Raw genomic sequence first — 19,170 nt, forward strand, 5'->3', positions numbered from 1 at the left:
AAAACTATGCACATCGCCGACCTCGGAAACGTTGGTCTGCACTATCGTATCGACGGAGATGACGATGGCGCGCCATTGGTCTTTGCAAATTCGCTGGGAACCGACATGCGTCTATGGGATCCAGTGTTGCCGTTTCTGCCAAAGGGTCTGCGCATCATTCGCTTTGACAAGCGCGGACATGGCCTGTCGACGCTGCCTCCCGCACCCTATTCTATGGGTAGTTTGGTGCGCGATACGGAAAAACTGCTGGATCATCTGCAGGTCAAAGACTGCGTTTTTGTTGGGCTGTCCATCGGCGGTATGATCGCGCAGGGACTGGCTGTGAAACGTCTGGACCAGATCCGCGCGGTGGTGCTGTCGAACACGGCGGCTAAGATCGGCACCCCTGAAATCTGGAAAGATCGCATCGCTGCCGCACGTTCTGGCGGTGTCGAGGCGTTGGCGGACGCGACCATGGAACGCTGGTTCTCAAAACCATTCCGCGCAAGCCCCGACATGGTCCTTTGGCGCAATATGATGGTTCAGCAGCCACTCGATGGGTTTCTGGGCTGCTGCGCGGCGATCTCCGGCACGGATTTCTACACCCCGACCAGCGGGCTGCGTCTTCCAGCGCTAGGAATTGCCGGCAGTGAAGACGGCTCGACCCCACCTGATCTCGTGCGGGAAACAGTTGAATTGATCCCGGGCTCTCGGTTTGAGCTTATCCGAAAGGCGGGCCATTTACCCTGTGTCGAGCGCCCTGAGAAATACGCGGCGTTGCTGACGGGTTTCCTGACCGAGATAGGGCATATCTGAGGAAGAACGATTATGGCGGATATTCTGTTAGTTCATGGTTCTTGCCACGGCGCTTGGTGTTGGCGCGATCTGGTTCCCGCGCTGGCATCTCTGGGTCACTCTCCCCGCGCCATGGATATGCCAAGCCACGGTTCCGATCCAACTTCGATCTCAGATGTTACATTGGACCTGTGTCGTGAGTCCGTTCTGGCCGCGACAACGCCAGAAACAATCGTTCTTGGGCATTCGTGGGGAGGCTATCCCGTCAGTGCGGCGGCTGAAGCTAATCCGGATGCCATGCGAGGCCTGATCTACCTATGTGCATATGTGCCGCAATCGGGCCGATCGATGGTCGAGATGAGAAAGAACGCACCGCGCCAATTGATTGGCGATGCTGTCGAAAAGTCAGCTGACGGCTTATCATATAGCGTGCTGCCGGATCGGGTGCAGGACTTGTTCTATCACGACTGCCCGTCCGAGGTCGTGACCTATGCACTCGCCCGTCTTTGCCCGCAGGCGATCCTGCCGCAAGATACGCCTTTGCCCACAGGTGATAACTTTGCCAAAGTGCCCAAAGCTTATATCCGCACTGCCGACGACAGGACGATTCCAACGGAATACCAGGCGCAGATGGGCCAATGCGCCAAACCGGATTTGCGGTTGACCATAGATAGTTCACATTCGCCGTTTTTCTCTCATCCCAGGCACTTGGCCGAGTTGATCGACCGGGTTGCGCAACAGATGTGACGGCACGATTGACCGACAAGACCTCTCTTTTCACTAGACAGATCCGCAGATAGGGTCCGGCTACGAACCAGCTCTGGATTCCCATGCGCCTGCCATTTCTTTTCGTTCTTGGAACCGTGATGATCGACGCAATGGGCATCGGTCTGGTCTTGCCTATCATGCCGCAACTGATCGTGGACGTTCAGGGCGGTACGCTGGCCAGCGCTGCCATTTGGGGCGGTGTTCTCAGTACAGCCTTTGCCGCCATGCAGTTCCTGTTCGGACCGGTTCTTGGCAACCTGTCGGATGCATATGGGCGCAGAACGGTTCTGTTGGTTTCGCTTTTTGTCATGGCTCTGGATTACGTGGTGATGGCCATTGCGGGCAGCATCTGGTTGTTGTTGGCCGGTCGCATTGTCGGGGGGATTACGGCTGCCACACATTCCACAGCGGCGGCCTTTATGGCTGATGTCTCAAAGCCTTACGAGAAGGCGGCCAATTTCGGGCTACTGGGCGCCGCGTTCGGCGTAGGGTTCGTTCTAGGTCCGCTAATGGGCGGATTACTGAGCGAATTTGGCACCCGCGCGCCCTTTTGGGCCGCGGCGGGACTTTCTGCATTCGGGTTTCTGATCGGGCTTCTGGTTATGCCCGAGACCGTCACGGAAAAGACCAGACGACCCTTCCATTGGAGGCGGGCAAACCCGGCCGGAGCGTTACGAGCTGTTGCCTCTCTTCCGGGCATTCGACCGCTTCTATGGGTCTACTTCCTGTACTCGATTTCGATATACGTCTACCCGGCGATCTGGTCCTACTTCACTCTTGAACGGTTCGGGTGGTCGCCACAGATGATTGGCTTGTCACTGGGTGTCTACGGGCTTGGCATGGCTGCCGTACAAGGCGGGTTGATCCGCCCGGCAACCCGATATTTGGGTGAAAGAGTAACGATCATCTGGGGTATGGGGTTCGAAATCATCAGCTTTGTTCTGCTGGCCTTTCTGACCAATGGGTTCATTGCCCTGATGCTGATTCCAGTAACGGCGTTGGGGGCCGTCGTGACCCCGGCCCTGCAGGCGATGATGTCCAAGACGACTCCGGACTCGCAACAAGGCGAGTTGCAGGGCGTGCTTGCCGCATTGCACGCATTGTCGATGATCATATCGCCACTGGTGATGACCTACGTTTTCGCGAAATTCGCCGAACCGGGCGCCCCGATCTATTTGCCAGGTGCACCGTTCTTGCTGGCATTGATCCTTATGCTAGCAGGTTTGCTGTTATTCCTGCGCCCCGCACGCGCCGTAGCGTAAAACGACACGGTCGTGACGGAAACCGTCTTGCAGGCTGCACCACGACGGTTCACCGTGGCCTGAACAGGAAACGGGGACAGAAATGCAATCCATCAAAGCCGCTGTTTGCCGCGCGTTCGGTGAACCCATGGTCATCGAAGATATCCAGATCGCACCGCCCGGCGTGGGCGAGGTCGAAGTCACTCTGGACGCGGTGGCAATCTGCCATTCAGACATCACTTATGCCAGCGGTGCCTGGGGCGGGTTTCTGCCTGCCGTTTATGGGCACGAGGCTGCAGGCGTCATCACGGCTGTGGGCGACCACGCAGGTGATTTCAAAATTGGCGATTCTGTCGTTGTTACTCTGATCCGCGCGTGTGGGTCCTGCCCGTCTTGCGCAAGCGGCAAACCGACTATTTGCGAAACACCCTATGACACAGTCAAGGGTCCGTTGCGCACGGCAGACGGTGGGCCATTGGAACAGGCAATGGCCTGTGGCGCTTTTGCCGAAAAAGTCGTGATCAGCCATCGGCAGATCGTGAAAATACCAGAGACCATGCCAAAGGACGTGGCCAGCCTTCTGTCCTGCGGAGTAATCACAGGCGTCGGCGCAGCGGTGAATGCCGCCGGGCTGCGCGCGGGTCAAGACGTTGTTGTGATTGGTGCCGGTGGCGTTGGACTGAACGCCATTCAAGGCGCCCGTATTGCCGGCGCTCGGCGCATCGTAGCCGTGGACATGACCGAAGAAAAACTGGAGATCGCTCGTGAATTCGGTGCGACGGATGGCGTGTTAGCCAGTCTGAAAGAGCCGTGGAAAGCAGCCTACAAGGCTATGGGCGGCCGGGGCGCGGACGCGGTTCTGATCACCGTAGGTGCAATTCCGGCTTATGATCAGGCCCCGCGCTATCTCGGTCGCGGCGGCAAGGCCATCATGATCGGGATGCCGCATTCCGGAGATCAATCCTCTTATGAACCCGTTATCCTGGCTGCATTGGGGCAAGGCCTGATCGGCTCGAAGATGGGCGATGTAGTCATCCAACGTGATATCCCATGGATGATTGACCTGTACGAACAAGGGCGACTGAAGCTCGACGAACTTATTTCGGGCCGCTGGTCCCTATCGCAGATCAACGAGGCGATCGAAGACACCAAGACAGGTTCGGCCAAACGTAACGTGATCATGTTCGACAAGGGCTGAGCCCAGGCGAAAGGACATCCGATGAAACTTCAGGATCTCGATATCATTGTCACCGCCCCGCCTGCTCCGGGTTGGGGTGGGCGCTATTGGATACTGGTCAAGGTGACGACCGATACGGGGATCACGGGCTGGGGCGAATGCTATGCCTCCTCTGTAGGGCCCGAAGCCATGCGCCATGTGATCCAAGACGTTTTTGACCGGCACATGGCGGACGAAAACCCCGAAAATATCGAACTGATGTTTCGCCGCGTCTATTCCAGTGGCTTCACCCAACGCCCGGACCTGACCGTGATGGGCGCGTTTTCGGGGTTGGAAATCGCATGCTGGGACATTCTGGGAAAAGATCGGGACAGACCGGTCTATGCGCTGCTCGGAGGGCTGATGAATGACCGTATCCGTGCCTACACCTATCTCTACCCGCTTCCCCAACATAATCTGACCGATTTCTGGACATCGCCGGAACAAGCCGCCGATTGTGCGGCTGAAATGGTCAAAAAGGGTTACACGGCCGTTAAATTCGATCCCGCTGGCCCCTATACGATCCGCGGCGGGCATATGCCTGCGATGTCCGATATCTCGATGTCGGTTGCGTTCTGTAAAGCCATTCGCGAAGCCGTCGGCGACAAGGCCGATTTGCTGTTCGGCACACATGGCCAGTTCAACACAGCTGGAGCCATAAGATTAGGTCAGGCGCTGGAGCCTTATTCTCCACTGTGGTTCGAAGAACCCACGCCGCCCGACATGATCGAAGATATGGCCCGCGTGGCCCGTAATGTCCGTATTCCAGTCGCGACTGGCGAACGCATGACCACCAAGGCCGAGTTCAGTGCCGTCCTGCGCGCCGGCGCCGCTGAAATCCTCCAGCCCGCGCTCGGCCGCGCCGGAGGTATCTGGGAGATGAAAAAAGTCGCCGCCATCGCCGAAGTCTTCAACGCCCAGATGGCGCCACATCTTTATGCGGGTCCTGTTGAATGGGCCGCTAACGTACACCTTGCGGCTTCGATCCCGAACTTGCTGCTTCTGGAAACCATCGAAACTCCGTTCCATGGCCAGCTGATCAAAGGCGCGATCCAGGTTCAGGACGGTTTTGTTCGCGCTCCCATGGCGCCCGGGTTGGGTATCGAAGTGGATGAAGACCTTGCCCGAGCGCATCCCTACACCGGCGACGGCCTACATTTACAGATGCAAGAAGACCCCTGCGATTACGTCAATGGTAACGCCTTTCAAGGCGGAGCCCCAGCGACGGAGGGGTGACAAACCGTCAGGGATTAAGGCATATTGCAACGACCCCTCGTTGCAATACGGTTCAAACGTGACTGTTCAAGACCTCAATTCTGGCGCTCTTTCGCCGAAAACTCCGGCGGACATGGAGGAAAGCGCGGCTCAGGCCGCCGCGTTTCTCAAGGCTCTGGCACATCAGGGGCGGCTTATGATCCTGTGCCATCTGAGCACGGGTGAACAGTCCGTAGGCGAGTTGGAAGCCCTGTTGGACATGCGGCAGGCCGCAGTCAGCCAGATGCTGGCGCGGCTGCGAGAAGAGAAATTGGTGACCACCCGTCGTGAGGGTAAGACGATTTACTATGCCCTGCATGACGGAAAAACCGCTCAGGTCATCGAACTATTGTACGACTTATTCTGCAAACCCGGCGGATGAACACTGATCAGTTGGAGACGTACCCAGCTATCACCTGCAACAGCTTGAATGCCGTCGCCGCGTCGTTTTCCACGACAGCCAGGAATTCCTCTTCTCCGATGCGCAAACAGGACAGCTGGGTTTCTGCGATCATGCTCAGCGCACGGGGTTCTTTTCGGATCAGGCCCAGTTCACCAACCAGAGCACCTGCGCCGACCTTGGCAATCAGCTGATCGGGCCCGTCGGGCTGCGGCAGGTATAGGCCAGCCTCGCCGTCCAGAATCACATAGGCCCCGTCGGTCGGCTGATCGTCTTTCAGAAAGACGACTTCGCCCGGCTTCGCATCAAACCAGCGTGCACCAAAGGCCAATAGCCGCAATTGGCGCCGGTCCAACCCCGAAAACAGCGGGGTCTGTTCAAGCGCACGCAGCTTGCGCGCCAGATCGGCTGAGGAAGCACCATCTTCTTCCACGTCTGCGGGTCCTTCGTCCGAAACAACCCGCCCCTGGCGAATTTCGACAAACATGTCAAATGCCTGCGGGTTCTGAAACTGGTCATTCAAGTATATGACAGTCGTCTCTGGTAACAAAGCACGCAGGTTTTTGTATACGGCCACCTGAGTTTCCATGTCATAGCTGGCCAACGCATTTTCCAGGATCAGAACATCAGGCTTTTTTATTGTCGCGCGGGTGAATGCCAAAGGTTCAGCAAAAACCGCAGGCAGGTTCTGCCCGCCCAGCGCAACGGGTACATCGTAGATCAGTTCCACCACTAATGGACGTGCTCCGTTCTCAGCCAGCACATCGACAATTGTCTTGCGAACCTCATCCGACCGTGCACCACCAATCTGGCTGACTTTGCCAAACAAGGCGTTTTCCATGACCGTCAATCCGGGCGCAAATTCATCCACATCCAGCGGCACGAACACATCATGCAGCCGCTCCATTAGCTTTTCTGAGTGGCTTGCACGCAGCTCGAGAATGCGGTTTTTCAACTCGTCCGTGAAGGCCGGTCCAATCTGTTCCGCCGAGATAACGAAGGGAACCGCCAAAAGGCTGGCCAACTGTTCGTCATCCAGCCCGGAAACGCCTTCGTTCCTTGTGTACTCCATCAAGTCAACGGCCGCTTCGTAAGTTTGGACCTCCAGCCCCAGCTTGCGGAACAGCGGGTGATCTGTGCCGTCCAAACCAAAGATCTGACGTAACATCTCGATCACATCACGCGTCAGACCAATCAGAGTCTCGTCCAACCCCAATTCACGCAGTTGTCCCAGGAACACCGTCTGCCGGGCAAGTACCTCTTGGGTGACGGGAACGCGCGGCGTGGCAAACAGAAGGTTCTCGACCACTGGCAATGCCGGGTTGTAGGTATTCCGGTCAAAGATCAACGCTTGGTGCTCCAGCCCGGCGTACTGTATGGCTTGTCGCACCCGCGGACGTACCTCAACCAGTTTTTGCGCCAGTGCCGGGTGCTCGCTCGCATCAAAAGCCTGTTCCGCACCGCGCAGGAACAATGCGGTTCCGGATCCCATTCCGTCGATCAGCTTCAACCACCAGTCACGCAGGTTTTCAGGGCTCTCAAAACCAGCTAATGACGGGTCCAGCCATTCGGTTCTGAATGGATCATTACTGTTGCCGGCACGCAGAGTCTCAGCAAAATCGGGATCATCCACGGGCGCCGCAAGTGGCTTGAAACGAATCGGCATCATAACATTGTCACCCAGCGAGCCCTGGAACATCACCGGTCGGGATGAGGCATAGCCGATCCGTGATGCCACCACCGCCTGATGCAGCTGCGAAAGGTTCTGACCCCCGATTTCAACCCGTCCGGAACCAGGCAGAACTTCACGCGTCAACAGATCAGCCAGCGCCCGCCGGTCCTCTTCACTGGGCGCGGAAATGCCAATGGTCTGACCCGCTGGAAAGGTCAGCTCCAGATCGTCCAGAATGTGATTGCCATCGATATCGCGGACCGAGACGTGATCCAGTACGATATCGCCGGTCAGATGCGGCCGTGTTTCCGGCTCACCTTCGAACAGCTTTTCATCCAGCATGCCAGAAGGCGCAAACCGTTCGACCACAACCTCCCAGCGCAACGACATGTCCTGAGTCTGGTTGTAATAAGTCAGCAGCTCTTTCCACGGCGAACTCAGATCCTTGTATGCCGCCAGTGCCGCAACCAGCGCCCCCAACGAGACCGAGCCTTGCAAAACCAGCAGACCACCAACCAGATAAAACATGAATGGGGTCAATTGCGAAATGAAGTTGTTGATGAACTTCATAAAGAACTTTTTCTGGTAGATATCGAACCGAATGGCGAACAAGCGCCCCAGCTGATCCGAAACCTTGGCGCGGCGATACCGCCATCCCCCATTGGCACGCAGGGTCGAGGCGCCGGCTGCGTTCTCGCCGATCTGAGCGGCCAGTACGCGCACTTCCTGGATTCGTTTCTTGTTCAGCAAATTGATCTGCCGCTGCAGGCGTGGGATCAGCCAAGCCTGCAGCGGGATCAGCGCAACCGCCGCCAGGCCAAACCAGACACTTTGCAGAAACAGAAAGGACAGGATTGTTATCATCTGCCCGGCCTGCAGAACCGGTTGGCTGATCGCATCACCCATCAACCCGCCCATCGGCTCGCTTTCAGCGGTGATCATCGACACCATTTCGCCCTGGCTGACCCGCTCAAAATACGGCTGCGGAAAGCGCAGCGCGCGGCTGATTAGCTGATAGCGGAACCGGCGCAACATCCGTTCGCTCAGTACGCCTTTCATGGTGTTGATGCGCATCTTCATCAACCCGTGGGCCAGAACCGCGATCAGAAAGGCAAAGCACAGGACCATCAGGAACGTAGTCTGTTCCAGACCATACCCCCAGACGTCCACAATCGGGCTTGCGGCCCCGATGGCGTCATTGATTATACGCTTGGGTAATTCCAACGTCAGGTAGAGCAGCGGAAACAGCGTTGAGGTCACGGCCAGTAGTATCAACTGGTCGCGTTTTGAGTATTTCCAAATAAATCGAAAGATCGTGCTTTCTATGGAACCTGCCCCTGCTACTGTTCCGTCACTTAAATCACTGACTTCGTCGCGAATACAACGGGCCGAATTTACCGCAATCGTATCCAACGACGCAAATGAATTCCCGATTTACGCCAATTTTCAATTGTGTGAACAAGTTCATTTGCGTGCAGCACTTTTACCCCCTAGTCTTTGATTCAGGACGATATCGGGAGGGTCCATTTGCCTGCAACAATAGGCGCTGTGTTTTTGTTGCTCTGCCTGCTGCAGATCAAACACATGTTTGCCGACTACTATTTACAAACGCCCAAGATGCTTTCGGGGCGGGGCTCATATCTTCATATGGGCCGGGCACAGCATGCGGCAGTGCATGTCGTGGGCTCTGTCATTATTTTTGCCCTTTTTCGCGCGCCGATTGAATTCATCCTGATCATCGCGGCGCTTGAATGGATTGTTCATTTCCACATCGACTTTGCCAAGGCCAGCTATTCCGACAAAAAGCAGCTGCAGCCCAATCAGGCTGCTTTCTGGCGCGCGGCGGGTTTGGACCAGTGTCTGCACAATCTCACGTATATCGCTATGGCGTGGGCCTGGGCGACATTCGCGGCCTGAGGGTCAAGGCACAATCGGTCGATTACGTTTGATCGTGCGTAACACTACATTCGTCTGCGCGCTGGCAACGGCGGGCAGACGAAACAGAAAGTCTTCCAGAAATTCATTGTAAGTCGCCAAATCTCGGCACAGAACACGCAGGTGGTAGTCTGCCTGCCCGGTCGTGGCATAGCATTCCTGCACCTCCGGGCTGAACTCTACCGCCCTGATGAAATCGACAATCCTTTCCGGATCGTGGCGCGTCAAATGCACGTGAACGATGGCTTCGAAAGCCAACCCCATGGCGGATGGGCTGACTACTGCGCCATAACGTTCGATGATCCCCGCCTCTTCCAGCCCGCGTACCCTGCGCCAAAGGGCCGAGGCGGACATGCCCACCCTATCCGCCAAATCAGCATTCGACATACGGCTGTCATTCTGCAGATGCTCCAGAATACTACGGTCTCTGTCGTCCAACTGATCCACTTCGGTGATTCCTTTCTAATATTGCCATACTAGTGAACAAATTTTTCGGAATTTCTTCAATACCAAGTCAAACATGGCACATCTCTTCATCCTAAGTGGGCTAGAATTCCTCAACAACACAGGCAATCCGACGGACGCACGCGATGACCCAACACACCCCCGCGCTACGCACTTATCAACTTGAGGATCGATACACCCAGACCGTGGGCCGCGTCTTTCTGACCGGCACACAGGCCTTAGCCCGGATCATGATGGATCAGGCCCGGCGCGATCGACAGGCAGGTTTGAACACGGCTGGGTTTGTCTCAGGCTATCGCGGGTCTCCGCTGGGCGGTCTGGATCTGGAATTGTGGCGTGCAAAGGATCGACTAAAGGCCGACCGCATCACCTTTATGCCTGCAGTGAATGAAGATTTAGGGGCAACAGCTGTTCTGGGCGCGCAACAGTCCACTCTTGATCCACATTGCGAGGTCGAGGGCATCTTTTCCATGTGGTACGGTAAAGGACCTGGCGTCGATCGGTCGGGGGACGCGCTGAAACACGGCAACGCCTATGGATCGTCCCCCAAGGGCGGGGTGCTGGTGGTAGCTGGCGACGATCATGGCTGCGTCAGCTCCTCGATGCCGCATCAGTCGGACGTTGCATTTATGGCGTGGTTCATGCCAACGCTAAACCCTTCATCAGTTGCGGAATATCTGGAATACGGGGAATACGGGCTGGCGCTGTCCCGGTTTTCGGGTACTTGGGTGGGGTTCAAAGCGGTTTCTGAAACCGTAGAAAGTGCGCGTTCAGTAGAACTGCGCTCGGATCGTCAATTCACTTTGCCTAAGATCGAGCTGCCGCCGAACGGGTTGCACGTGCGTTCGGCCGATCTGCCCTCTCCTGAAATCGAAACCCGCATTCAGCACAAGCTGCGCGCCGTCCGAGCCTTTGCCGAGGAAAACCCAATCGACAGGCGCATCTACGACATCGAGAAAGCCAAATTCGGGTTTGTCACCACTGGCAAAGGCCATCTCGACCTGATGGAGGCACTGAGACTGCTTGGTCTGGGCGAGGCCGCCTGCCGTCGTTTGGGTATCGACATTTACAAGGTCGGCATGGTCTGGCCTCTCGCCCGCCGCAATGCACTGCGCTTTGTGAAAGGCAAGGCCGAGGTGCTGGTGGTTGAAGAAAAGCGCGGCATCATCGAAAGCCAGTTCAAAGAGTATTTCTATGACTGGCCCGGCGACAAGCCGCACAAAATGGTTGGCAAATACGACAGTCACGGTGAACCGCTGATCCCCTGGACGGGCGAACTGAGCCCCCTGATGCTGGCCCCCATCGTCGCCGCGCGGTTGCACACTTTCTTCCCGGAAGAAAACCTGCCTTCCAAAGCCAAAGCTCTGACGGATACGCCACCACAGCTGATTAGTGTGCCAGGTGCGACGCGCACGCCGTATTTCTGTTCGGGCTGTCCGCACAATACTTCGACCAAGGTGCCCGAAGGCTCGACCGCGGCCAGCGGAATCGGGTGTCATGTCATGGCGTCGTGGATGGACCGCGAGACCGCCGGGTATGCACAGATGGGCGGAGAAGGAGTGCCGCATGTAGTGGCCTCGAAGTTCAACGGCGGAAAACACATCTTCCAGAATCTTGGCGAAGGGACCTGGTATCACTCAGGGTCTCTGGCCATCCGGCAGGCAGTCGCTGCCGGGACGAATATCACCTACAAAATCCTCTACAACGACGCCGTCGCCATGACCGGAGGGCAGCCGGTGGACGGGCCGATCAGTGTCGCAGGCATCGCCCAGACTTGTCGCGCCGAGGGCGTGGACCGGATCGCATTGGTCTCGGATGACATAACTAAATTCCGTCACTCGGATTTCCCGCAGCGCACCACCTTTCACGACCGGATCGATATGGATTTGCTTCAGAGGGAATTACGTGAAATCCCCGGTGTCACGGTCCTGATCTATGAACAAACCTGCGCCACTGAAAAGCGCCGACGCCGGAAACGGGGCACGATGGAGGACCCGGATCGGTTCGTGTGGATCAACGATCTAGTCTGTGAAGGTTGCGGGGATTGCTCTATCGCCTCGAACTGCCTCAGCGTCGAACCGCGCGAAACACCGTTTGGCCGCAAGCGCAAAATCAACCTGAGTACGTGCAACAAGGACTACTCATGCCTGAACGGGTTCTGTCCCAGCTTTGTAACCGTTGAAGGTGCCAAGCGCCGGAAACAGGCCGTCGACCTGAACCTGACCAATCTTGAAATCGACCTGCCCGTGCCTCCCTTGCCGACTTTGGACCAGCCATACGACTTGTTGGTCACCGGCGTCGGCGGAACAGGCGTCGTGACCGTGGGTGCACTGATCACTATGGCTGCGCATCTCGAGGGTAAAGGGGCATCCGTTCTGGACTTCACCGGGTTTGCTCAGAAGTTTGGAACTGTCCTCAGTTATATTCGCCTCGGATCAACTCCGGATGCTCTGAACCAGGTTCGGATCGACACGAGTGCCGCGGATGCCGTGATCGGATGTGATATAGTCGTCAGCTCGGCGCCCAAGGCTTCGGCGCATTACCGAAAAGGAACGGCGGTTGTGCTGAACCGGGCCGAGATGCCGACCGGTGATTTGGTACTGCACCGCGATGCTCAGTTGAACGTAACCGCCCGTGAACAGGCGATAGAAGGTGTAGTGGGGGCTGAGAACCTGTCGGGTTTCGATGCGAACCGGGCTGCCGAAAACCTGCTTGGGGATACGGTTTTCGCCAATATGATCCTGCTGGGCTTTGCGTGGCAAAAGGGTCTGGTGCCCGTTTCGCACAGCGCATTGGGACAGGCCATTCTGCTGAACGGGGTCGCCGTTGAGAAAAACCGGCTGGCCTTCGCCATCGGTCGTTGTCTGGCGGCTGACCCCGACCGCATTCCTTCGGTGACTGGTGAAAAAGACAGTGATGAAACTCTGGATCAGATGATCGAGCGACGTGCGGCGTTTTTGCGAGACTATCAGGACGCAGACTATGCGAAGCGCTACACCGACCGGATCGCTGCCTTACGCGCAGCGCAGCCGTTGATCACGGATCGCGTTATTGAAAGCACCGCTCGCAACCTTTTCCGTTTCATGGCCTACAAGGACGAGTTTGAGGTGGCCCGCCTGCAAACCTCCAAAGCGTTCGCGGACGAGCTTACCCGCACCTTCGATGGTGACTTCAAGACGAGATATCATTTCGCCCCTCCCCTGATAGGTTGGCGAAAGGACGAACAGGGTCGCCCGGTGAAAAGGCAATTCGGCCCTTGGTTCCGCCCTGTGCTCACGACACTTGCCCGTGCCAAAGGGCTGCGCGGCAAGATCTGGAACCCATTCGGCTATCACACCGAGGCACGACTGCACCGCAGTATCCTAGTTTGGTACGAAGGCCTGCTAACCCAGCTTGAAACAGATTATTCCAGCCGGTCCGAAACAGACTGGATGGATATCCTGTCGACAGCAGATCAGGTTCGGGGTTACGGGCCCGTTCGGGAAGCAAGCTTTGAACAGGCACGCAATGCCTCTGTTTAGCCCAGCACCGAGAAGCTGCTATCCGTGTTGATCGGGCGTTTGCGAGAATAGAACCCAACGTCGATTGTGTGCTTTATATAGGGCAACTCGAATTGCAGGGGTTCGGTGTCATGGTCTGCCCCGCCCTCGCAATAGTCTATGAGGGCGGCCATCATCTTGCCGGCGATCGGCGCATTCTTGTATTGGTTCCCGCTGGTGCCACAGGCCATGTAGAATCCCGGCAAGCTGGATTTGTCGTAGATCGGTATCCAGTCGGTCGAAGCGTCATAAAGATCGACGACCCCGCGCGTTTTCGACGGAATTCCCAAGCTAGGAACGCGTTGCGCGTATCGCATTGCTTGGGTCGTCCATTGGTCCGTGAATTCGTGGTTGTAATTCTGGTCGTCATCACACCACTGATGTGGATCGCATTCAGGGTCTTCGGATCCGATCAGAATGTGATTGCCATGCTCTGGCCTGCAATAGAGCGCAATGTCACTGTCCGACACGATTGTGCCCTGATGCTCAAAATCAAAGCCCGCCGGTGCAGGCACGTGTACAACTTCCTGTCGTAAGGGTCGGGTTTCGATCGTCATATCGCCCAGAACGCCAGCCATTTTGTTGACGATTGCCGATCCGGGGCCCGCAACGTTCACAACCACCTTAGCGTTAATTTCTTCACCAGAGGCCAGCCTGACCCCAGACACACGGCCGTCATGCGTCAGGATTTCAACCACTTCCGCCCCAGTGCGCACTTCAGCACCGTGTATTTTGGCCGCATCCATCAGGTTTTGCGCCGACAGCGCCGGGTCCGTGACATAACCGGCTTTCGGCCAGAACACTGCACCTTGCAAGTGGCCGCCATTTGGCTGCCCAAATTCCGGGTCGTCCATGCGCCGGGCGGGGGCAAAACTGTCCTGTGAATAGATCGGCAGGTGATCGACAATCTTCTCCGGCGACCATTCCTCGAACGGGCAATCCAACGCTGAGCTGTTCTCTTTGTGCTTTTCCAGCATTCCGTTGGCTTCGGTCTTCATGACCAGACATCCGGTTTCTCGGAACTGCGCCAGGTTCGTGTTGGGCAATCCCAGATAGTCGACCCAGTCGCGCCAGTAATGGTATCCCTCCCATGCGAATGCCGTTCCGTCGAATGTCGAATAGTGCATGCGAATAATGGCACAGGACCCAGCGGTCGAGCCGTGGCCTACTTGTAAATTGCGATCCAGCGACAGGGTTTTCCAACCCTTCTTGGCCATTTCGAACGCGATGGCTGCGCCGATCACCCCGGTTCCGATGATGATTGCGTCAGGTTGGCTCATGATCTGCCCCCTCCCAGAAACGTTTTGCATAGGCGCTGAATTCTTCGATTTCTTCGGGCCGTGGTTCGACCCCAGTGAAGACATAGAGGTAGTGCGGAACCATCGACAGTCGGAAGGCCATCGGCTCGTTCAGCTGTGCCAAATCGTACCCGATCTGCATGTAGTACAACACGCGCGCGCGTGTTTTAGCCTCGGTTTCGTCATAACCGTATCGAATGAACATCGCGCACAAAGCCGCCAGGCGCCGTACGTCCGACTGATCCAGCATCCGCCGCACTTTGCCCGAACGACGCGCCCAATCACGAACTGCGAAATCCAGCGCTGTGTCGAAGAGATCGGTATTCACCACGCAGCGCTGGACATTGCACACCGCCGCCGTGATCGTTTCCGCTGGCAACTCGGACTGCGCAATCAAGGCTGCAGTGTTGGTCGCCTGCCACCGAGCGAGCAGCGCATCCAGCAATTCTTGCCGGGATTTGAAATACCAGTAGAAGGACGACCGCGACACGGCCATCCGCTCAGCCAAGTTCATGACTTTGACCTGCTCTACCCCGTCTGAAATCAACACGTCCAGCGCCACATTAAGCCAGTCATCGCGCGTGACCTTAATGTTCCCGACCAGAGGTTCAGCCTCGGGATCGTCACGGTGAAGGATGGGTTTTGTGCTCATTTAGCTCTCCGGCGGCGCGCCGCCCTCTTCGGTACGGCGCGCGATGAAATCCTGCAATGCACCAAGGCGGTCCGCATCCTGATCTGGCGCTTTGAATTTCGCCAAGATGTCTTTCCAAACCCCGGTCGCACGGTGATTGGCATCCAATGAGCCACGTTCAGTCCACGTGCCGAAATTGGCGTAATCGTGCAGATGCGGCTCATAAAACGCTGTATTATAGCGCTCCATTGTCTGACTGGTGGCGAAGAAATGGCCGCTTGGCTCAACCTCGCGCAAAGCAGTGTCGAAACCGATCTCGGATGCCCCGGCCTGCGCCCCGGCGCACAGTTCGGCCACCATATTCAGCACTTCGGCGTCACAAACCAGTTTCTCGAAAGAAACCGTCAAGCCCCCTTCCAACCAGCCCGCGGAATGGATGATCACAGTTGCACCGGCCATCAGGCAGCCCCAAAGGCCGAACTGATTTTCATTAGCCGCCTGTACATCATTGGTATTCGAAGCCGATCCCGCCGCCGAGCGCCAAGGCAGGCCCAGGTGCCGCGCGAGCTGACCGGCCGCCAGCGACGCCTGGAAATGGGAAGGCGTCCCAAAAGCGGGCGCGCCTGATTTCATGTCCACATTGCTGGTAAACGTTCCGTAGCAGACCGGCGCGCCAGGATTTACTAGCTGCGTCAAGGTAAGTGCAGATAGCGCCTCGGCATGAGAAAGCGTAATGGCTCCGGCGACCGTGATCGGAGCCATCGCTCCCATCAGGGTGAACGGTGTGATGATCGACATCTGACCGTGGCGCGCAAAGTCAATCAGACCCTGCGCCATCGGGATATCCAATGTGCGAGGGCTGTTGGTGTTGATAATTGTGTAACTATGTGGATTTGCGCGAAATTCGTCGTCAGACAAGCCGCGTGCTGTGGACAGCATTTCGAAACAATCCAACACCTGCGGCGTGCCGCGCGAGAAAAAGAACGGGAACTTGTCCGTCAGCTCCATCTGCGCCTGCGTCGTGAAGTAATGGCGCAAATGAGTCGGCACATCCTGCGGTTCGACCTGTGGCGAAATCATCTGGAACACATCAAAATGATGAGTGAGTTTCAGAAAATCCAGGTAGTCCCCTCCGGTCGCCGGGCGACGCCCGCGCTCCAGATCGGTCGCGTTCGGAGCCCCAGCCCCCGGTTGAAACACCAGGTTTCCGAGCTCCAGCGTGAAATCGCGACGCCGGGCACCGGCACGGCAAGCAATCGATTTGGGAGCCGAGGCAACAGCTGCCTCGACCATATCCCGCCCGATAAAAACCATCTCGCCGTCTTCATCCACCAGCGCGCCGGCCTTTTCGAAGGTACGGCGCGCTTCGGGCAACAGAACTTTCACGCCGAGCTCCTGAAGCGTACGCAGGGCGGTTTCGTGCATGTCCGCGATCTGATCCGCAGGGAACACTTCCATCAACGGGAACGGGTTCTTCAACTGACGGTAATTCACATCGCGACTGGCGACAGGAGCGGCTTCCACGCCGCGCCCCCGCCGTCTTCGTCCGCGTTCTTGGGTTTGAGAGTTCATCCTTGGCCCCTCATCGCTTTGCCTTGCGGGTCATAGGGCGACGGCGCAATGACGCGCGCTGACCGCTCGACACCTACAACATGCACGGACAGGTCCGTGCCCGGTTCCGCCATTTCGCGGTCCACGAGAGCCATCGCCAGCGACTTTCCGGTGTAATGTCCATACCCGCCCGACGTCACGAACCCAACGCGCTTTTCGCCTGACCACACAGGCTCGTACCCACTGGCATCCGCATCCTGCGCATCCACCTCAAGCGTCACCTGAACCTGTGCCGGGCCATTGCCGTCACGTTCAGTCACGGCGGCCCCTTTGCCGACGAAGTTCTTGTCCCAGTCAATCCAGCGATCCATGCCCGTCATGCCCGGCGTATAAAGCTGGGTGAACTCCGCCGACCAAATACCAAAGCTCTTTTCCAACCGCGTGGACAGCATGGCGTTGAACCCGCACTCGCGAATTCCTTCCTCGGCTCCGGCATCTAGCAACATGCGGCGCAACTTGATGTGATCCCCGTAGCGGCAATTGATTTCATAACCCATTTCACCGGTGACCGACATGCGGGCGACGCGCGCGCGAACAAGACCGATATCGAAATCACCACACCCCATGAACTTCAAGTCTGAGATATCCTGCTCGGCCAGCTTCTCGATCACAGTTTGAGACTTCGGGCCAACAACACTGAAACCGCAGTATTCTTCGCCCAGATCACGGATTTCAACGCCATCAATCATGTGGTCGTCGAACCAGCGCATATGCCAGGCACGCAAATAGTAACTGCCCATGATCCACCAGCTACCATCGCCCCAATTCAGCACGGTCAGATCGCCTTTGAGACGCCCGTTCTCGCCCAGCATCGGCGCAAGCTTGGCGCGTCCTGGCGCGGGCAGCTTCGAGGCCATGACCTTATCCAGCCACACCTTGGCATTAGGTCCCGTCACTTCAAACCGCGAGAAGCCTGAAATATCCAAAAGGCCAACACCTTCGCGGATCGCCTTGCATTCCTCGGCGACAATGTCATGCGCGTTCGACCGCTTGAGCGTCGGGGTTTCCTCGAACCCTTTCGGCGCGAAATACAGCGGCACCTCGAGATCCCAGCTGACGCCCCATTTGCACCCCGCCTCGGTCATCGCGTCATGAGCGGGGGCCATTTTCAGCGGACGCCCCGCAGGCAGTTGCTCATTCGGATAGGTCATCACGAAGCGGCGGGAATAGAACTGGCCGGTGGTCTCGCGGATATATCGCTTGTTCTGAGCGAAATCGCCATAGCGCGCCACGTCCATGGGCCATGCGTCTGCCTCTGGCTCGCCATGGATCATCCATTCAGCCAAGGTCTTTCCAACGCCGCCACCCTGAAGGAACCCGGCCATCACGGCACAGGCCGACCAGTATCCCCGCTTGCCGGGCACCGGACCCACCAGCGGGTTGCCGTCGGGCGAGAAGGTAAAGGCCCCATTCACCCATGTCTTGATGCCGACATTCTGGATCGACGGATAGCGTTCAAAGCCAAGCGTCAGTTCGTTTTCGATTCGATCAAGTTGTTCCTGAAACAGCTCCTCGGCATAGTTCCAGGGTGCTCCGTCCATAGCCCAATGCTCGTGGTCGACTTCGTAGATACCAACCAGAACACCTTTCTGGTCCTGCCGCATATAAGTGAAGCCTTCCAGATCCACAGTCATCGGCATTTCGAAATCAGCCGCCGCAACTTCGGGCACCGTGTCAGTGATCAGGTAGTGGTGTTTGAGCGGAGAAACCGGCAGCTCGACACCTGCCATACGGCCTACTTGCTTAGCCCATAGACCAGCCGCGTTGACCACATGCTCGCATGTGATCGTGCCCTTGTCGGTCACAACCTTCCAACCATCATCGGTCTGGATCAGTTCCTCGACCTTGGTTTCTTCATAGTACTCAGCGCCACGTTTCTTCGCGGCTGTCGCGTAGGCCTGCACGGTGCCGGTTGTGTCGATATAGCCTTCGCGGTCCGCCCACATGGCCCCAAGCACACCATCCGTAGACATAATCGGGCAACGTTTCTGCGCCTCTTCCGGCGTCAGCAATTCGCAATCGTCAATACCGATAGACTGGAAGATACGATAATTCGCCTGCAACCACTCCCAGCGTTCGGGCGTTCCAGCCAGCGTCAGGCCGCCGGTCATATGCAAACCGATATTCTGGCCGGATTCCTTTTCGATCTCGCTCAGCAGATCAATGGTATAGGCCTGCAACGAAGCCATGTTCGGGTCGGCATTCAGCGCGTGAATACCACCAGCGGCGTGCCACGAAGACCCCGACGCCAGCCGACGCCGCTCCAGCATAACCACGTCTGTCCAGCCGAATTTAGCCAGATGGTACAAAACCGAGGCACCAACAACGCCGCCGCCAATGACAACTACACGATAATGGGTTTTCAT

General features: G+C 57.1%; 14 protein-coding genes. 8 read left to right on the forward strand and 6 right to left on the reverse strand.

Annotated features, from left to right (window positions below):
* Nucleotides 1-6: 6 nt before the first annotated feature.
* The 6 genes from pcaD (at nucleotide 7) to AC2TCY_RS12450 (ending at nucleotide 5,635) form a co-directional block, all read left to right on the forward strand.
* Nucleotides 7-795 (forward strand): 3-oxoadipate enol-lactonase, encoded by a 789-nt coding sequence (pcaD, locus tag AC2TCY_RS12425; protein WP_480847769.1) that lies wholly within the window; start codon nucleotides 7-9, stop codon nucleotides 793-795.
* Between the two features lie 12 nt (nucleotides 796-807).
* On the forward strand, nucleotides 808-1,521 hold the full coding sequence (locus tag AC2TCY_RS12430) for an alpha/beta fold hydrolase (protein ID WP_480847770.1): 714 nt from the start codon (nucleotides 808-810) through the stop codon (nucleotides 1,519-1,521).
* A gap of 83 nt (nucleotides 1,522-1,604) precedes the next feature.
* The gene (locus AC2TCY_RS12435; protein WP_480847771.1) at nucleotides 1,605-2,804 is read left to right on the forward strand and encodes a TCR/Tet family MFS transporter; all 1,200 of its coding nucleotides are present in this window, start codon (nucleotides 1,605-1,607) and stop codon (nucleotides 2,802-2,804) included.
* An 82-nt stretch (nucleotides 2,805-2,886) separates the two neighbouring features.
* The gene (locus AC2TCY_RS12440) at nucleotides 2,887-3,981 is read left to right on the forward strand and encodes a Zn-dependent alcohol dehydrogenase (protein WP_480847772.1); all 1,095 of its coding nucleotides are present in this window, start codon (nucleotides 2,887-2,889) and stop codon (nucleotides 3,979-3,981) included.
* A 21-nt stretch (nucleotides 3,982-4,002) separates the two neighbouring features.
* Entirely contained in the window at nucleotides 4,003-5,235 is a 1,233-nt protein-coding gene (locus AC2TCY_RS12445) for a mandelate racemase/muconate lactonizing enzyme family protein (RefSeq protein WP_480847773.1), read from the forward strand.
* Between the two features lie 112 nt (nucleotides 5,236-5,347).
* On the forward strand, nucleotides 5,348-5,635 hold the full coding sequence (locus AC2TCY_RS12450; protein ID WP_480847873.1) for an ArsR/SmtB family transcription factor: 288 nt from the start codon (nucleotides 5,348-5,350) through the stop codon (nucleotides 5,633-5,635).
* A gap of 7 nt (nucleotides 5,636-5,642) precedes the next feature.
* On the opposite strand, the gene AC2TCY_RS12455 is transcribed toward AC2TCY_RS12450, so the two are convergent.
* Complete coding sequence (locus AC2TCY_RS12455; protein ID WP_480847874.1) at nucleotides 5,643-8,639, reverse strand: ABC transporter transmembrane domain-containing protein; 2,997 nt, start codon at nucleotides 8,637-8,639, stop codon at nucleotides 5,643-5,645.
* Nucleotides 8,640-8,852: 213 nt separating this feature from the next.
* Between AC2TCY_RS12455 and AC2TCY_RS12460 the strand changes: the two genes are divergently transcribed.
* Entirely contained in the window at nucleotides 8,853-9,242 is a 390-nt protein-coding gene (locus tag AC2TCY_RS12460; RefSeq protein WP_480847774.1) for a DUF3307 domain-containing protein, read from the forward strand.
* A gap of 3 nt (nucleotides 9,243-9,245) precedes the next feature.
* Here AC2TCY_RS12460 and AC2TCY_RS12465 read toward each other — a convergent pair whose 3' ends face one another.
* Nucleotides 9,246-9,707 (reverse strand): Lrp/AsnC family transcriptional regulator, encoded by a 462-nt coding sequence (locus AC2TCY_RS12465; RefSeq protein ID WP_480847775.1) that lies wholly within the window; start codon nucleotides 9,705-9,707, stop codon nucleotides 9,246-9,248.
* A 143-nt stretch (nucleotides 9,708-9,850) separates the two neighbouring features.
* Between AC2TCY_RS12465 and AC2TCY_RS12470 the strand changes: the two genes are divergently transcribed.
* Nucleotides 9,851-13,246, forward strand: coding sequence for an indolepyruvate ferredoxin oxidoreductase family protein (locus AC2TCY_RS12470; RefSeq protein ID WP_480847776.1), 3,396 nt, complete (start codon nucleotides 9,851-9,853; stop codon nucleotides 13,244-13,246).
* On the opposite strand, the gene AC2TCY_RS12475 is transcribed toward AC2TCY_RS12470, so the two are convergent.
* The 4 genes from AC2TCY_RS12475 to AC2TCY_RS12490 are packed head-to-tail and all read right to left on the reverse strand — an operon-like array spanning nucleotide 13,243 to nucleotide 19,170.
* Nucleotides 13,243-14,544 (reverse strand): NAD(P)/FAD-dependent oxidoreductase, encoded by a 1,302-nt coding sequence (locus AC2TCY_RS12475; RefSeq protein WP_480847777.1) that lies wholly within the window; start codon nucleotides 14,542-14,544, stop codon nucleotides 13,243-13,245. The two genes, AC2TCY_RS12470 and AC2TCY_RS12475, sit on opposite strands and share 4 nt — an antisense overlap.
* Nucleotides 14,531-15,214 (reverse strand): TetR/AcrR family transcriptional regulator, encoded by a 684-nt coding sequence (locus tag AC2TCY_RS12480; RefSeq protein ID WP_480847778.1) that lies wholly within the window; start codon nucleotides 15,212-15,214, stop codon nucleotides 14,531-14,533. Before AC2TCY_RS12480 ends, AC2TCY_RS12475 begins: the two co-directional genes overlap by 14 nt.
* Nucleotides 15,215-16,765 (reverse strand): trimethylamine methyltransferase family protein, encoded by a 1,551-nt coding sequence (locus tag AC2TCY_RS12485; protein WP_480847779.1) that lies wholly within the window; start codon nucleotides 16,763-16,765, stop codon nucleotides 15,215-15,217.
* Nucleotides 16,762-19,170 (reverse strand): GcvT family protein, encoded by a 2,409-nt coding sequence (locus AC2TCY_RS12490; RefSeq protein WP_480847780.1) that lies wholly within the window; start codon nucleotides 19,168-19,170, stop codon nucleotides 16,762-16,764. Before AC2TCY_RS12490 ends, AC2TCY_RS12485 begins: the two co-directional genes overlap by 4 nt.

The sequence above is a fragment of the Ruegeria sp. HKCCD7181 genome, assembly GCF_057221055.1.

What these genes read in the sequence shown, in the direction of transcription:
- pcaD (WP_480847769.1), top strand. Translation starts at nt 7, where the DNA reads ATGCACATCGCCGACCTCGGAAACGTTGGTCTGCACTATCGTATCGAC.
- AC2TCY_RS12430 (WP_480847770.1), top strand. Translation starts at nt 808, where the DNA reads ATGGCGGATATTCTGTTAGTTCATGGTTCTTGCCACGGCGCTTGGTGT.
- AC2TCY_RS12435 (WP_480847771.1), top strand. Translation starts at nt 1,605, where the DNA reads ATGCGCCTGCCATTTCTTTTCGTTCTTGGAACCGTGATGATCGACGCA.
- AC2TCY_RS12440 (WP_480847772.1), top strand. Translation starts at nt 2,887, where the DNA reads ATGCAATCCATCAAAGCCGCTGTTTGCCGCGCGTTCGGTGAACCCATG.
- AC2TCY_RS12445 (WP_480847773.1), top strand. Translation starts at nt 4,003, where the DNA reads ATGAAACTTCAGGATCTCGATATCATTGTCACCGCCCCGCCTGCTCCG.
- AC2TCY_RS12450 (WP_480847873.1), top strand. Translation starts at nt 5,348, where the DNA reads ATGGAGGAAAGCGCGGCTCAGGCCGCCGCGTTTCTCAAGGCTCTGGCA.
- AC2TCY_RS12470 (WP_480847776.1), top strand. Translation starts at nt 9,851, where the DNA reads ATGACCCAACACACCCCCGCGCTACGCACTTATCAACTTGAGGATCGA.
- AC2TCY_RS12475 (WP_480847777.1), bottom strand. Translation starts at nt 14,544, where the DNA reads ATGAGCCAACCTGACGCAATCATCATCGGAACCGGGGTGATCGGCGCA.
- AC2TCY_RS12480 (WP_480847778.1), bottom strand. Translation starts at nt 15,214, where the DNA reads ATGAGCACAAAACCCATCCTTCACCGTGACGATCCCGAGGCTGAACCT.
- AC2TCY_RS12485 (WP_480847779.1), bottom strand. Translation starts at nt 16,765, where the DNA reads ATGAACTCTCAAACCCAAGAACGCGGACGAAGACGGCGGGGGCGCGGC.
- AC2TCY_RS12490 (WP_480847780.1), bottom strand. Translation starts at nt 19,170, where the DNA reads ATGAAAACCCATTATCGTGTAGTTGTCATTGGCGGCGGCGTTGTTGGT.